General features: G+C 48.0%; 10 protein-coding genes. 8 read left to right on the forward strand and 2 right to left on the reverse strand.

Features of this window, described 5'->3' with window-relative positions; all coding sequences use genetic code 11:
• The first annotated feature begins 180 nt into the window (after nt 1-180).
• Together F5971_RS06005 and F5971_RS06010 are read left to right on the forward strand one after the other, a co-directional pair.
• The gene (locus tag F5971_RS06005) at nt 181-1,254 is read left to right on the forward strand and encodes an efflux RND transporter periplasmic adaptor subunit (RefSeq protein WP_223116268.1); all 1,074 of its coding nucleotides are present in this window, start codon (nt 181-183) and stop codon (nt 1,252-1,254) included.
• Nucleotides 1,254-4,394: an efflux RND transporter permease subunit gene (locus tag F5971_RS06010; RefSeq protein WP_193494417.1), complete on the forward strand. Its 3,141-nt coding sequence runs from the start codon at nt 1,254-1,256 to the stop codon at nt 4,392-4,394. The genes F5971_RS06005 and F5971_RS06010 overlap by 1 nt, the downstream gene beginning before the upstream one ends.
• Here the strand turns inward: F5971_RS06010 and F5971_RS06015 are convergent.
• Nucleotides 4,362-5,039, reverse strand: a complete 678-nt coding sequence (locus F5971_RS06015; RefSeq protein WP_036507645.1) for a cytochrome b/b6 domain-containing protein — start codon at nt 5,037-5,039, stop codon at nt 4,362-4,364. The two genes, F5971_RS06010 and F5971_RS06015, sit on opposite strands and share 33 nt — an antisense overlap.
• Nucleotides 5,040-5,127: 88 nt before the next feature.
• Here F5971_RS06015 and F5971_RS06020 point away from each other — a divergent pair, with 88 nt between their 5' ends.
• The 6 genes from F5971_RS06020 to F5971_RS06045 all read left to right on the forward strand — a co-directional run bounded on the left by F5971_RS06020 (nt 5,128) and on the right by F5971_RS06045 (nt 13,132).
• A complete protein-coding gene (locus F5971_RS06020; protein ID WP_246187769.1) occupies nt 5,128-6,984 on the forward strand; it encodes an ABC transporter ATP-binding protein in 1,857 nt (618 codons plus the stop codon).
• Nucleotides 6,985-7,005: 21 nt separating this feature from the next.
• A complete protein-coding gene (locus F5971_RS06025) occupies nt 7,006-8,724 on the forward strand; it encodes a sensor histidine kinase (protein WP_193494418.1) in 1,719 nt (572 codons plus the stop codon).
• The gene (locus F5971_RS06030) at nt 8,721-10,019 is read left to right on the forward strand and encodes a diguanylate cyclase (protein ID WP_193494419.1); all 1,299 of its coding nucleotides are present in this window, start codon (nt 8,721-8,723) and stop codon (nt 10,017-10,019) included. The genes F5971_RS06025 and F5971_RS06030 overlap by 4 nt, the downstream gene beginning before the upstream one ends.
• A 435-nt stretch (nt 10,020-10,454) precedes the next feature.
• Complete coding sequence (locus F5971_RS06035; protein WP_036507648.1) at nt 10,455-11,504, forward strand: ABC transporter substrate-binding protein; 1,050 nt, start codon at nt 10,455-10,457, stop codon at nt 11,502-11,504.
• Nucleotides 11,505-11,554: 50 nt separating this feature from the next.
• Nucleotides 11,555-12,334 carry an ABC transporter ATP-binding protein gene (locus F5971_RS06040; RefSeq protein WP_193494420.1) on the forward strand — a complete coding sequence of 260 codons (780 nt, stop codon included), beginning with the start codon at nt 11,555-11,557 and terminating at the stop codon, nt 12,332-12,334.
• Nucleotides 12,335-12,349: 15 nt separating this feature from the next.
• Nucleotides 12,350-13,132 (forward strand): ABC transporter permease, encoded by a 783-nt coding sequence (locus tag F5971_RS06045; protein ID WP_193494421.1) that lies wholly within the window; start codon nt 12,350-12,352, stop codon nt 13,130-13,132.
• 89 nt (nt 13,133-13,221) lie between these two features.
• Here the strand turns inward: F5971_RS06045 and F5971_RS06050 are convergent, their stop codons facing one another.
• The gene (locus F5971_RS06050) at nt 13,222-14,130 is read right to left on the reverse strand and encodes a LysR family transcriptional regulator (protein WP_036507652.1); all 909 of its coding nucleotides are present in this window, start codon (nt 14,128-14,130) and stop codon (nt 13,222-13,224) included.
• Nucleotides 14,131-14,190: the final 60 nt, after the last annotated feature.

The raw sequence follows: 14,190 nt of genomic DNA on the forward strand, positions 1-14,190 counted from the left end.
GAATAGACGTAATAGTGACGCACTTCTATGGTATTTTGATGTCATTAATCAGGGTGACAAAGATAAGGCCGTGAAAAGTGGCTGAGATCGGTGGCGAATCCAGAGCTCGAACTCTATGATCGGGTTCATGTCTATTTTCGTAGGTATTTGTGTGTTTTTAATAGTATGAATAGGTACTCAATGCATCCTCCTTGGCACTATCGATGGTGCATGCTAACACTGATCTTAATGTTTGCTCTAATTGGGTGTGAGGCTCAAACGGCAGCCAATCCTGCCTCTGTGCCAACGCCTCGTCCTCACCTAGTCGAGTTGTTTGAAGTGACTCCTGTAATGGTGGGCGCGGATCGTGTACGTACAGGAAATTTAAGAGCGAAGCAGACGTTCGATTTATTCACGCGTGAAGAAGGACAGCTTCTGCATTTGCCCTATCATCCGGGTGATCGCGTAGAGGCCGGAGCGTTGCTAGCCGAGCTTGATGATACGCAGCTGAGTGCCCAGCGTCGTCGAGTGATGGCAGAACTCAGTCGTGCCGACAGTGATTTGCAACGCGCTCGCTCCTTGGCAGGACGAAATTTGATCTCGGCAGAAGAGTTGCAACGACGTGAAACAGATTTAGCGGTTTTGCGAGCTGAACGTGAGTTGTTGGATGTTCGTATGGCTTTTGCAAAAATGACAGCGCCGTTTGCTGGCGTTGTGACGCAGCGTTTGGTGGAGCCTGGTGCATTTGTTGCTAAAAATACACACCTGATGAGCCTGTCAGATCCCTCAGTCTTACGAGTGGATCTGAGAGTGTCGGAGCAGGAATTGGTGTTGTTATCGGTCGGTGATGCAGTTGAGTTACAGTTGGATACGGCAGGCTCATCGCGCTTTCCAGCGTACATTAGCCGCATCTATCCCGATATTGATCCGATAACACGTCGTGGCCAGTTAGAGATTACGGCATCCGGTTTACCGTCATCGGCTCGATCCGGCCAGTTGGTTCGAGTACGCTTGACCAGTGCCATCGCTGAGCGTTTGATGGTTCCCTTCTCAGCCATTCGAGTGGAGGGTGAGAACTATGTCTATGTGGTGAACCCAAATAATGAGGTCGAAAAACGGTCCATTCAACTAGGACAGCGTATTGCTGATCAAGTGGAAGTCATTGCGGGCCTGTCCAATGGCGAGTCCATTGTCATTCGTGGTTTTATGGGGCTCACTGATGGTCGTCGGGTCACGCCTGTGACACCTTTAGCCTTGCGAAATGGAGCGGGCTGATGTCAAAAGCTAACCTACGTCATGGTGCGGGTCTTGCGGGCTGGTCAATTGAGCACCCCGTCGGGGTGACCATGCTGGCGTTGGCGGTGGTAATACTCGGTCTTTTTTCATTAGGTCGACTCTCTATCGATTTACTCCCACGTTTGATTTACCCTGAAATACGGGTGACAGTGACCGATCCGGGCGTGCCAGCGCTGGTGATGGAAGATCAGGTGACGCGCTTCTTAGAAGAGCAGCTTGCCGTAACAGAGGATATGGTGAGTATTCAATCGTCAACCGAGCTTGGGCGCTCAAGTGTTGACCTGATTTTTCCCTATGGTAAGGATATTGATATCGCGCTGCGAGATGCCAGTACTCGCTTAGATCGAGCCCGCCGCTTTTTACCCAGCAGTGTCGAACAACCCACCATCTTTAAGCGCGACCCGTCGCAGATACCGGTGATGCAATTTGCCATCAGTTCGGCACTGAAGGACTCGATTGAGTTGCGTAGTTGGACGGACGATGTGTTTTCAAAGTGGTTTATTAACCTACCAGGAGTGGCATCGGCGGAGGTCGGTGGTGGGCTTGAGCGAGAAATTCGGATTTTGCCAGATCCCAAACGTCTTGCCAGTTTGGGCTTAGATGTTGAGGATGTCATTGATGCGCTGAACCGTAACCATCGTCAAGATGCCGCAGGACGCTTACGGGGGGCCAGTCAAGACATTGCGGGTCGGATTAGTGGGCGCTTTGAGTCAGTGGCTGAGTTGGCACAACTGACGATCCGTCTCGCTGACGGCAGCGTGGTGTATCTGGATGAAATAGCTCAAATCCTGGATACACATAAAGATGAAGGTATACGCGTTCGAGCCGATGGTATTCCCAGTGTTCAGTTATCAATTCAGAGTCAGCCTGATGCCAACACCATCACTGTCGCTGATAATGTCAACGCGCGAATGCAGTGGTTAAAGGATCAGGATTTAATACCGGCCGATATCTTTATCCAACCCCTGTCTGATCAATCGTATTTTGTTAAACAAGCGCTCAATAACTCTGTGATTGCGGTGGTCAGCGGTGCACTTTTAGCGATGTCTGTGGTGTATTTCTTTTTGGGCAATATTCGCCGGACGCTAATCATTGGTAGCGCCATTCCTATTGCTGTAATGGTGACCTTTGTCTTGATGGGCGCAAGTGGCCTGACCTTGAATATCATGACGTTAGGTGGATTGGCCCTCGGCGTAGGAATGTTGGTGGATAACACCATTGTAATGCTGGAAAATATTTATCGGCATCAACGTGAAGGTGAGGGCAGTCATGAGGATGCGGCGAATGCAGCAGCAGAGGTTAATTCTGCAATTTTAGCGTCAACTTCGACAAATTTAGCCGCTATTTTACCTTTCTTATTTGTCGGTGGCTTAGTGGGGCTTTTGTTCCGTGAGCTGATCATCACCATTTCGGCGGCAGTTGTGGCGTCGATGGTGATTGCGTTGACGCTTGTTCCAGCCTTATCTGCACGTGTGATTACTCATAAAACCTCGAGGTTTAGAAAAATTGTGGATGCTGGCATCTACCGTCTGCAAGTGGCGTATTCGGCGTTTATTGCTAAGGTGCTCAAGGTACGCTGGATGGTCCCCATTGTTTTCGTGGCAGGCTTAGCATATGCCGCGCCCGTTTTTTTGAAGGGTGCCGAAATTTTTCTTCCCGCAATGGATGATGGTCAGATACAAGCGCGATTGATTGCCGACCCGGATATTACGTTGGAAGAGATGGATCAGCGCGTTTTGCTGATTGAGCATCTTATCCAGCAAGACCCATTAGTCGAGCGTTTGTTTGTTGTATCGGGTGGCGGAGTATGGGGCCGCTCCACCCGTGAAGCGGCCAATCAAGCCTCAATGACCATTCAGCTCGTGCCCTTATCGGATCGGGAACTCAGTTCACAAGAGTGGATTAATCGAACCAACCGCGCGATTGCTGAACTGCAGTTAGCGGGTATTCAGGCCAGACTGAGGCCTCAGGGGGTGCGAGGTATTCGTACCAGCAGTGGCGATGATGACATCAGTATTCGCATTCAGGGCGATGATCTTGAACAGCTTAATCGCTTAGCCCGTGAAACGCTGCAGCGGTTAACAGGGGTTCCGGGTCTACAAAACTTGGCGTTTTCGGCGGAAGAAGAAACCCAAGAGCTGGATTTTAGAGTGGATAGAGAACGAGCAGCGGCACTTGGAATTGATGTAGTGGACATCAATAGCGCACTGCTGATGGCATTGGAAGGACGTGTGGTAAATGACTATGTTGAGCAAGGGCGTAGTTACGATATCCGTATTCGTTTTTCAGCAGATTTGACTCGAGACATACAAGATATTGAATCTGTCATGCTGTTCGTCAATGGTCGCAATGCTGATCCTGTCTATCTATCGGACTTGGTGAGTGTCTCGGTTGTGCAAGCGCCCGGTAATATTCGTCGTGACAGTCAAATGCGAGTGGTGGACGTCAGCGCCTCCTTAATGAACGGTTACTCCTTAGCGAATGTGATGCAGGAGATCGATCAGCGTTTAGCGGATATGCAGATGCCCGAAGGCTACTCTCGATTTGATGGAGGAGCCGGTCAAGCCTTACAAGAGGGACAAGCCTTAACGGGCATTTTATTAGGCCTGGCGTTGTTTTTAGTGTTTGTGGTGATGGCGGTGCAGTACGAGTCGTTGCGTAACCCCGTGATTATTATTCTGAGTGTGCCTTTTTCAGCCATAGGTGTTGCGGGTGGTTTGGTCTTGCTCGGCATGCCGCTGTCGATGCCCGTTTGGCTAGGCATGATTATGTTGGCGGGGATTGTGGTTAATAATGCAATCGTCCTGGTTGAGTATATTGAATTGCAACGTGACCGAGGCATGTTGCGAGATGAGGCGATTATTGCAGCCGCAAAACTTCGGTTAAGGCCTATTTTGATGACGACCTTAACCACTGTTGCGGGGATGCTGCCGTTGGCAATTGGTATAGGTGAAGGCTCAGAAATGTTGAGGCCACTGGCGGTGGCCATCGTATTTGGTTTAAGTTTTTCAACCCTGGTGGGACTGTTGCTGGTACCCGTTATCTACTCTTTGCTGCATCCAATGCAACGCAAAGAGCAGAGTGCCTTAAAAATAGAAGATGTAAGCCACGCTCGCTAGGGCTAAAAAAACAGCAATGACAAAGCGTATCCACGGAAAGGATACCAACGTGGGTTCTAGTTTTGCTAAATCCTGAGCACCTTCTGATGGCTTATTGCCCGTAAACATGGCTTTTACCAGCCCCTCTCCCATCAGTTTGTGTATCAGAATGGCCAGCAGGTGAAGACCCACTAAGATCAGGATGTAATCAAAAAACTGATGATGCCAACTGGACATCCAGCGCGTTGTATCTCGGCTGGCACTGCTGTAAAGGGGACCCGAGTATAGAATGTCGTCACTGGTATACAAGCCTGTAAGTAGCTGAAAACCAACCGCACCCAGTAAGACGATGACCATCAAGCCACCCAGCGGGTTATGGCCAACATAGTGTAAAGGCTTGCGGGTCAGGATGGACTGAGTGTATTCAACTAGGGTTTTTGGGCCGACCAAAAAACGACTGAAACGAGCGGCAGGCGTTCCGATAAATCCCCAAATAACCCGATACACGAGCAACCCCATGAGTATTTGCGCGAGGAGCATATGATGTTCTAAGGCATCAAAGCTTTGGCTCTGAGTGGCGGAGAACCAAAGTAAAAATAGCAAAAGGGGTAAACACCAATGAAAAACACGGATACTCCAATCCCAGACTTTGACGGGTGTATTCATAATTGTCTCCTTGTGGATAAGCAATAACGGCTTAAATCTTGTAAAATCATAACATACTCATATATTAAGTTGTGTTAAGGAACGTGAATTGCGTGCTCAAGTGTCCCGACCAGTGTCTCCTATCCATAGCACACTGAAAAACTTCTTTTCAGTCTTTAAGTACAGTCGTCGAGCGTTAGAGCTGGTGTGGAGTACATCGAAGCCCCTGACGGTGGGGTTGACACTCTTAACGCTGGTCGCTGGTGTTTTGCCAGCGGTTGCTGCTTACTTAGGTCAATTGATTGTTGATGAAGTGGTAAGTTCCGTTGCGCTGAATGCGCAAGGACTGGCCGTTGACTATAAGCCCGTGATTCAGTGGGTATTGCTAGAAGCCTTAGTGTTGATGATGTTGGCGGCTGCACAGCGAGGACTCTCGGCACAACAATCCATATTACGCGCACTCATGGGGCAGCGAGTGAACGTCATGATTCTAGAAAAGGCGCAAACGCTGTCATTAGCGCAGTTCGAAGACTCTGAGTTCTATGACAAGCTGACGCGTGCACGCCGCGAGGCTTCGACACGTCCTTTAGCCTTGGTAAACAAAACCTTCAGCCTGATTCAAAACTCACTCGCGCTTTTGAGTTTTTCGATTCTGCTCATTCAGTTTTCGCCTTGGGTATTGCTGATTCTATTTGTAGCGGCATTGCCAGTGTTTATTTCCGAAGCTAAATTTTCGGGCGATGCTTTCCAGCTGTCGCGATGGCGCTCCCCAGAGTTGCGCAAACAGCTTTATTTGGAAACGTTATTGGCCAGAGAAGATAGCATTAAAGAAGTAAAGCTCTTTGGCTTAGGCCCTCGTTTTTTGGATAAATACCGTGAGATTTTCAACACGCTGTTTGGTGCAGAAAAGCGCCTGATCATTCGGCGCGATCTCTGGGGATTTGTACTAGGGCTGTTAGGGACCTTGGCGTTTTATGGTGCATATGTATGGATAGTAGTCGACACCATACAAGGCATGATTACGCTTGGGCAGATGACCATGTTTTTGCTGGTGTTCAAACAAGGACAAAGCGCGATCAGTACCAATCTAACTGCGATTAGTGGCATGTACGAGGACAACTTATATCTTTCGAATCTCTACGAGTATTTAGAGCAGCCTGTGGAAAAGGAAGCAGGGGTGTTAACCCAAGGACAAGACCCGACGCAGGGAATTGTCTTTGAGAACGTCTGTTTTACTTACCCCGGGGCGACAAAACCTGCCTTAGATAATGTGAGTTTTCATTTGCCGCCGGGACAATCCTTGGCCTTGGTGGGCGAAAATGGTTCGGGAAAAACGACCCTGATTAAATTGCTGACTCGTTTGTATACACCCTCCAGTGGGCGCATTTTGCTGGATGGCAATGATCTTAACGACTGGGCACCGCACGTGCTGCGTGAGCGTGTTGGTGTCATCTTCCAAGACTTCGTGCGCTATCAGCTCTTAGTGGGTGAAAATCTAGGTGCGGGCGATGTGTCAGCCTTTGATGATGAAACGCGTTGGAAAGAAGCCGCACGTTTGGGCTTGGCCAGTGAATTTATTGACGATTTAAGCCAACAGTACCACACTCAATTAGGTCGATGGTTTCAAGGAGGGCAAGAGCTGTCTGGTGGACAGTGGCAAAAAATTGCACTGGGGCGTGCTTTTATGCGCTCTAAAGCCGATATTCTTGTTTTAGATGAGCCGACCGCCGCGATGGATGCAGAAGCCGAAGCACAGATTTTTGAACACTTTCGGCGCCATACGGAGAGGCGAATGGTGATTCTAATTTCGCATCGCTTTTCCAGTGTCCGCAGTGCAGATCACATTATCCTCATGCGACAGGGCTGTATTGTTGAGCGAGGTAATCATGACTCTTTGTTAGCGCTGAATGGCCGTTATGCCGAATTGTTTCGAATACAAGCGAAAGGCTATCAATTGGATGACTGATTTCAATATGAGGGGGCTGAGATGAAGCGCTTGGTAACTGGGTTATCAGGCTGGATGCCCGATATGACATTAACCCGCATCTCATTAATGGTCCTTTGGATCTTTTTATTAACGGTGTTGAGTTACTTTTATTTTGAAACGACCCGTGGTTACTTGAATCGTGCATTGATGCAAAGTGAGGCAAATGTTCGTGCCTTGGCATTGACTCAGAAAGAGTTGGTTGAGGCCAAGCTGTCTGAAGTTGATCGTTCGTTGTTATTTTTAAGGGACCTATGGTTTGAATCCCCTGAAGACATTATCACTCTTCAAAAAATCATGCTTGCTAAAAAGGAGGTGAATACAGAACTACTGGATTATCTATTGATCAATGCTGAAGGTGACGTTGATACTTGGTCTCGAGATGAAGAAAGGCCACATTTATCAGATCGAGCCTATTTTCAACATTTTCAGAACTCTTTAGATGATGTTCCGTACCTCTCTTCACCCAAGCACTCGCGGGTTAAAGACTCTAGGCTTTTTATTGCAGTTGCCCGTCCATTACGTCATCAAGATACCTTTTCTGGCGTTCTGATGGCGGCTTTAGATATTGAACGATTAGCAGATGATTTAGGAGGTATTTCTGCAGGTTTAGGGTTAACAACGGCACTTTTGAAGTTTGATGGCGAGGTAATTTATCGGGTTCCTTTTGGTGCCATTGAGCCCGGCACAGTCATTGAAACCTTACATCAATGGCAGGGAGCCCCGCCTGATGATTATAGTTATCGCGGTATGGCGCCTGTGGATGGACGTTTACGCCAAATACATTATCAGCACTTAAAAAACTGGCCTCTTTTAGTTGTTGTAACAAGTGACTTAGAGCCGTTAATGTTGGACTATCAGGCATTTGTTAAAAATGAACGCTTTAAATTTAGTTTTTTTCTTGCTAGCGCCACGCTCATACTTGCACTGTGTGGTTGGTTAATCGAACGGCGACGACGTTTGGAATTAGATTTAAAGCAGCAGGAGTTGCATTATTTAACCCATTACTCTGATGCGTTGAAACGTTCGAATGATGAATTGGAGCAGTTTGCTTACATTGCCTCTCATGACTTGCGCCAACCCTTACGAATGATTGTGAGTTTTAGTCGCATACTGAGTGCGCACCCCTCAATTGCTGAGAATCAAGAGGCAAAAGAGCAAATGAGTTATGTGCTCGAAGCGGGTCAGCGAATGGATGAAATGCTGATGGCACTGCTTGAATACTCACGGATTGGCCATGATGGCGAGCCGATTATAGAGCAGGATAGCCTAGCACTCGTACAGGAGGCTTTGGTGTATTTGCATCCGGATATTGTTAAATCTCAGGCGTCTATTTCTCTGGAAGGGGAATGGCCAAGGGTTTACCTGCCTCATAATGAAGGGGTGCGTCTTTTTCAAAACCTTATCAGTAATGCCATTAAGTTTAGACAGCCATCTCAATTACCGACTATTGTCCTCTATGCAGAGGAGGTAGAAAACAGCTATAAATTTATAGTTGAAGATCAAGGGATTGGACTGGAGCAGAATCAGCTTGACCGAATTTTTTTAGTGTTTCAACGCTTAAATCCGCGCAGTGCATATGAAGGAACGGGTATAGGTCTGTCTATTTGCAAAAAAATTATTGAACGTTGCGGTGGATCGATCCATGCAGAATCAGAGGGTATTAATCAAGGGTGCCGTTTGATCTTTACACTGCCAAAGAGCGATACGAGAGCTTTATGAATAATACTTCCATTTTACAGTCAGAGAAATCTTGTCGAGTTTTGCTCGTGGAGGATGAACCTGGTGATATTGAGCTGATTCGTTATGCATTTCGAATCACGGATGGTCAAACCTTCCATCTTGAAATCGTGACCTCGTTAAAAGAAGCCATTGAGCAGCTGTCTCAACAGGAGGACGAATTTGATGTTGTATTACTGGATTTGATGCTGCCAGACAGCCAGGGTATCGAAACCTTAAGAACGCTACGCCGTCACTGTGCTGATATTCCTGTGGTAATCTTGACGAGTGTATTACATAACAAACTGATCCAAGATGCTTTGCAGGCGGGTGCTCAGGATTACCTCGTGAAAGGTGAGGAACCCCGTGCACTTCGAAAAGCGGTTCACTATGCTGTTTTACGTCATGCATTTAATCAAACGGCTCGTTTATCGGAAGCAGTGTTTAATATTACCCACACAGCCATTGCCGTGTTTGACTCACATCTTCGCGCCAAACAACGCAACCAAGCGTTTTCGATGCTCATGCAGTCCTGCGATGCATCATTGGTCACACAAACATTGGATGGTGTCTTGGATGTTTTATTGGGACAGTGTTGCTGGCCTGATATACAGATTCAATTAGAGGAAGGGGGATGCTTTGAGAAAGAAGTGACCGTTCATGCCCCTGACGAAGCACTCACATTTTTGATGAGAATGCACCGGTTGGATCGCCCAGATGGTCATCTTTCCAACTACATCATGATGCTGGATGACATCACTGAAAAGAAAAAGGCCGAGCAACGACTTGCATACCAAGCGTCACACGATGCTTTAACGGGATTGCCAAATCGCAGTTTATTCAATGATCGGCTCCAGCAAAGCATTGTCGAAAGTCGTCGATACGGACAGAGTTTCGCATTACTTTTTATTGATTTGGATGGTTTTAAAGCGGTTAATGATACTTGGGGACATGCCGTAGGTGATCGGGTTTTGCAAGTGTGCGCGGAGCGGATGCTGAACGAAGTACGTGAGTCTGATACCGTGGCACGTTTATCAGGGGATGAATTTGCAGTATTGATTAAAAACAGTGCTGTACCTGCTCACATCAACCTCGTTGCTAAAAAACTCTTAGATAGCCTTGCAGCTCCGATTCGAATTGACAAGATTGACCTCGCTATCTCCGCGAGTATCGGTATTTCATCTTTTCCGCTTGATGCGACCTCTCCCGATGATATGCTCAGCCAAGCCGACTCTGCAATGTATGAAGCCAAGCGCGAAGGTCGGAATTGTGTACGTTGGAATCAATCCTCTGCCTAAGCGTAACGGTTCTTCATAACGTCATTATGTGCAGAGGAGGCTGATGATCGTTGCAAAGCTGCTCTGATTTGAAGCAACCTTGTTCGATATACATCCCCGTTTTGGTGCGTCGCGAGGGTTTTATTCTGATCAATCGGTGTGAGTGTAGCGTGGAATCTCAAACGGCTAAGGGATCAGTTGATTACACATTGACCCTTATATAGGTAAGTTTGAATGCAATACCGCTAGCCGACGATTGGGCTCCGCTGTAAGCGACCTTTATCATAGTGTCTTTGGCACAGCCTTTGCTTGTAAGAATCTGACTGAGTGGTCAGATTCTAGAGTCTTCTTGTTAGCATGTTCTCTATTTCCCTGGCCCTTTAATACGTCTGATGAATTTACCCCTTAACAACGCCCTGTCCTTGTTTCGGGCCTAACGTGATATAAGGATGAACCATGAATATTGCAAAACGCCGATCACTCAAAAAGCTGGCTGCACTTTGTGGTGCGGCGGCTGTGCTGACCTTTCCGACCTTGGGATTGGCTCAAAGTAGCCCTGCTACTAAAATCAATTTCACCTTAGATTGGCGCTTTGAAGGGCCGTCTGCACCCTTCTTGATGGCCTTAGAAAAGGGATACTTTTTGGAAGAAGGGCTAAATGTCACGATTGACTCAGGTAATGGCTCCGCTGGAGCGGTGACCCGTGTGGCAACTGGCGCGTATGATATGGGCTTTGCTGACTTTAGTGCCTTGGTTGAATACGCATCTGCCAATGCAGACGCCGGTATCCAGGCTGTGTATATGCTCTATAACCAAACCCCTGCTGCTGTTTTCACGCTCAAAGAGTTTGGTATTGATACCCCCGCTGATCTTGCCGGTAAAACACTCGCGGCGCCCGTGTTTGATGCAGGCCGTAAAGCTTGGCCATCCTTTGCGGCACACAATGGTTTAGCTGTCGACTCTGTCACTTGGCAAAGTGTAGACCCTGCGATTCGTGAAACCCTGCTTGCCCGTCGCCAAGTGGATGCCATCACAGGATTTTACTTTACCAGCTTGTTAAATCTTGAAGCGCGCGGTGTCTCCTTAGATGAGATTACCGTGATGCCTTATGCCGACTATGGTGTGGCTTTGTATGGCAATGCCATCATTGCCAGCAAGAAAATGTTGGCTGAGCAACCTGAAGCCGTGGCCGGTTTTAACCGAGCCTTTAATAAAGCGTTGCTGGAAACCATCGCGGATCCTGAAAGTGCGGTTAAGTATGTGTCGAAGCGTGATCCTTTGGTGAATGAAGGCTTGGAGCTGCGTCGTTTAACCTTAGCGCTTGACGCTCAGGTGGTGACGGATGAAACCCGTGAGGAAGGTCTAGGGGCGGTCACGCTTGATCGTCTCAAGCAATCCATTGATGAAGCCGTTGAGTCGTTTGGACTGAGCAGTACGCCAGATGCTGAGACCCTGTTCAATTTTGCGATGTTACCTGAGAAGAGCACTCGCATCCTTCCCCATTAATATGAGGTGTCCGGTGATACCGGACACCTTTCTGTATTCGAGAAGTCTTTATGGCGTTTGTAAAGTTTGAAGAAGTCAGCTTAGCCTACGAGGAAGGGGGAGCGCTGGCAATTAAAGATATATCATTGTCGGTTCAGCAAAATGAATTTATCGCGGTGGTTGGGCCTTCAGGCTGTGGTAAGTCAACGCTGATGAAATTGGTATCCGGCTTATCAGAGCCCACCTCAGGTTATGTCTATATTGATGGACGCCAGATAGGCGGCCCTCAAAAATGCATAGGTATGGCCTTTCAAGCGTCGAACCTTTTGCCTTGGCGAACCACGCTTGAAAATGTCATGTTGCCCTTAGAAATCGTGCAACCCTATCGCTCACAGCTCAGGCGCAAACGAAAAGAGTTTGAAACGATGGCAATGGAGCTTATTGAGCGTGTGGGCCTTAAAGGCTGGGAGCATAAATACCCTTGGGAACTGTCGGGTGGAATGCAGCAACGGGCGTCCATTTGCCGTGCATTAATTCATAAACCTCAGTTGCTGATGTTGGATGAACCTTTTGGTGCTTTGGATGCGTTTACGCGTGAAGAGCTGTGGTGCATGTTGCAAGACCTTTGGCAGGAGCAGCCCTTTACCGTTATTTTGGTGACGCATGATCTGCGTGAAGCCGTGTTTTTGGCTGATACCGTGTATGTGATGAGTAAAGGCCCCGGTCAGATATTGGTCAAACGAGACATTGCCATTGAGCGTCCTCGTACACTCGCGGTGACCTACACTGAGCCTTTTGCAGCCCAAGTCCATGTCTTACGCGAGCATATTGGCTCCATTCGTAAGTCCTGAGAAGGAAAGAATAAAATGGCATTTAATCGAAGAAAGTTCATGATTAAAAACGCCAGTTGGATGCTCATCCTGCTGTTGTTACTGATATGGGAAATTATTTGCGTAGGGCTTAACGTCCCCGAGTACCTCTTCCCAGCCCCCTCTGCCGTTTGGTCGGCGGGCATCGCGCGTTGGGAACCGATCATGATGCATGCTTGGCAAACCTTTTTTACGACCCTTGTGGGGTTTGCGATTGCCGTGGTGGTGGGCGTGGTATTAGGTGTGGCGGTCGGTACCTATCCGATTGTCTACAAGGCCCTGTACCCCTTATTGGTTGGGTTTAATAGTATTCCAAAAGTGGCGTTTGTCCCTGTATTGGTGGTGTGGTTTGGCATAGGGACTGTTCCCGCTATACTGACGGCCTTTCTGATCTCGTTTTTCCCCGTCTTAGTGAATGTGGCGACAGGGCTGGCAACGCTTGAGCCAGAGTTGGAAGATGTTTTGCGCTCTTTGGGAGCCTCGAAGCTTGATATTTTGCGTAAAGTGGGACTGCCGCGAGCTTTACCCTACTTTTTCGCATCCCTAAAGGTGGCGATTACGCTGGCCTTTGTGGGGTCCGTGATATCCGAAACCGTGGCATCGAACATGGGCATTGGCTATTTAATGATGGCGGCCAGTTCATCCATGGACATGGCATTGGTGTTTGCTGGCCTCATTGTAATTGGGGTCATGGGCGTGGTGATGTACGAGCTGTTTGCATGGATGGAGAAGCGCTTTACACGTTGGGCGAACCGGGGTGTGAATGCGGCAGCAGTGTAAGTTTGCAACACGCTAAACTATCGACGATAGACACACGCTAAACTATGGATAGACACAGGCTCGCTCAGATGCAAAGGGAGCGAGCCTGTTCAGGATAGAGACAAAGCCCCTAAAAACTGCTCTAGCACCAGATTTGATCGCCGCCCTGTGCGCGTAATCACCGCCAAAGGTGTACTAAAGGCCAGGGTGTCTTCGTTCAGGCGTTTCATTTCGCCTTTGTTCACCCAGTTGGCCGCATAGTGATCGGGTAAAAAGCCTATATAGGCTCCTGTCAAAATCAGAAACGCAATCCCTTCTCGATCCGAAGCAGACGCCGTGCATGAGAGCGACTGATGCATTTCAATGGCCTCTAGCGTCATCGGGAAACTTGGAATCACTGTGCTGGCTTGACGTAACTCCGTTGAGCTAAGGGCTCTAGGGGTGTCAAAGTAGGGATGCTGTTTACTGCAATATAAGTAAGAGGTTTCTTCGTAGAGTTGCTGATATTCCAACCCAGACAGAGTATTTGTCCAAGGAATCACGCCGACATGCAGACGACCATCGAATAGTCCTTTGGCAATCTCAGATGGCGTGCTCATGCTAATATTGATTTTGACATCTCCCTTGAACTGGCTTAAGTGCTCCAATGCCTGAGTCACTTTCATTTGTGGCTGAGTGACAAGGTTATTCACGATACCAATATTCAACTCACCTTTCAGTTGATGACTGATTTTGTTGAGCTGACTGCGAAAGTCTTCGATGGATGAAAACAAAGACTCGGCCGCTTTTAGTACTTCGGCCCCCTCATCGGTTAAAGAAAAGCCACTGCGCCCTCGTTGACACAACCGTAAACCGAGTCGCTTTTCAAGGTCGCTCATGTGCAGGCTAATCGCTGATTTTGTCATGCCGAGCGCCCCCTCTGCCCCCGAAAAGCTACCGCATTCAACGATGGTCTTGAACAGGCGTAAGAGTTTTAAATCGAAATCGGAGACTTGCCGTAAGGTGTTTTTCTTCTTCATGAATGACGCTGTCCGGATGAGGTTGACGGCTAGTTGTGTTGCCTTCGTGCTCTGTTTGTC

Origin of the sequence: Nitrincola alkalisediminis (genome assembly GCF_009821115.1) — a bacterium.
Classification (GTDB): domain Bacteria; phylum Pseudomonadota; class Gammaproteobacteria; order Pseudomonadales; family Balneatricaceae; genus Nitrincola; species Nitrincola alkalisediminis.

Excerpts from the sequence above, each read along its gene's own strand:
- F5971_RS06025 (WP_193494418.1), top strand. The coding sequence starts at position 7,006 with ATGAAGCGCTTGGTAACTGGGTTATCAGGCTGGATGCCCGATATGACA.
- F5971_RS06040 (WP_193494420.1), top strand. The coding sequence starts at position 11,555 with ATGGCGTTTGTAAAGTTTGAAGAAGTCAGCTTAGCCTACGAGGAAGGG.
- F5971_RS06010 (WP_193494417.1), top strand. The coding sequence starts at position 1,254 with ATGTCAAAAGCTAACCTACGTCATGGTGCGGGTCTTGCGGGCTGGTCA.
- F5971_RS06030 (WP_193494419.1), top strand. The coding sequence starts at position 8,721 with ATGAATAATACTTCCATTTTACAGTCAGAGAAATCTTGTCGAGTTTTG.
- F5971_RS06035 (WP_036507648.1), top strand. The coding sequence starts at position 10,455 with ATGAATATTGCAAAACGCCGATCACTCAAAAAGCTGGCTGCACTTTGT.
- F5971_RS06015 (WP_036507645.1), bottom strand. The coding sequence starts at position 5,039 with ATGAATACACCCGTCAAAGTCTGGGATTGGAGTATCCGTGTTTTTCAT.
- F5971_RS06005 (WP_223116268.1), top strand. The coding sequence starts at position 181 with ATGCATCCTCCTTGGCACTATCGATGGTGCATGCTAACACTGATCTTA.
- F5971_RS06045 (WP_193494421.1), top strand. The coding sequence starts at position 12,350 with ATGGCATTTAATCGAAGAAAGTTCATGATTAAAAACGCCAGTTGGATG.
- F5971_RS06050 (WP_036507652.1), bottom strand. The coding sequence starts at position 14,130 with ATGAAGAAGAAAAACACCTTACGGCAAGTCTCCGATTTCGATTTAAAA.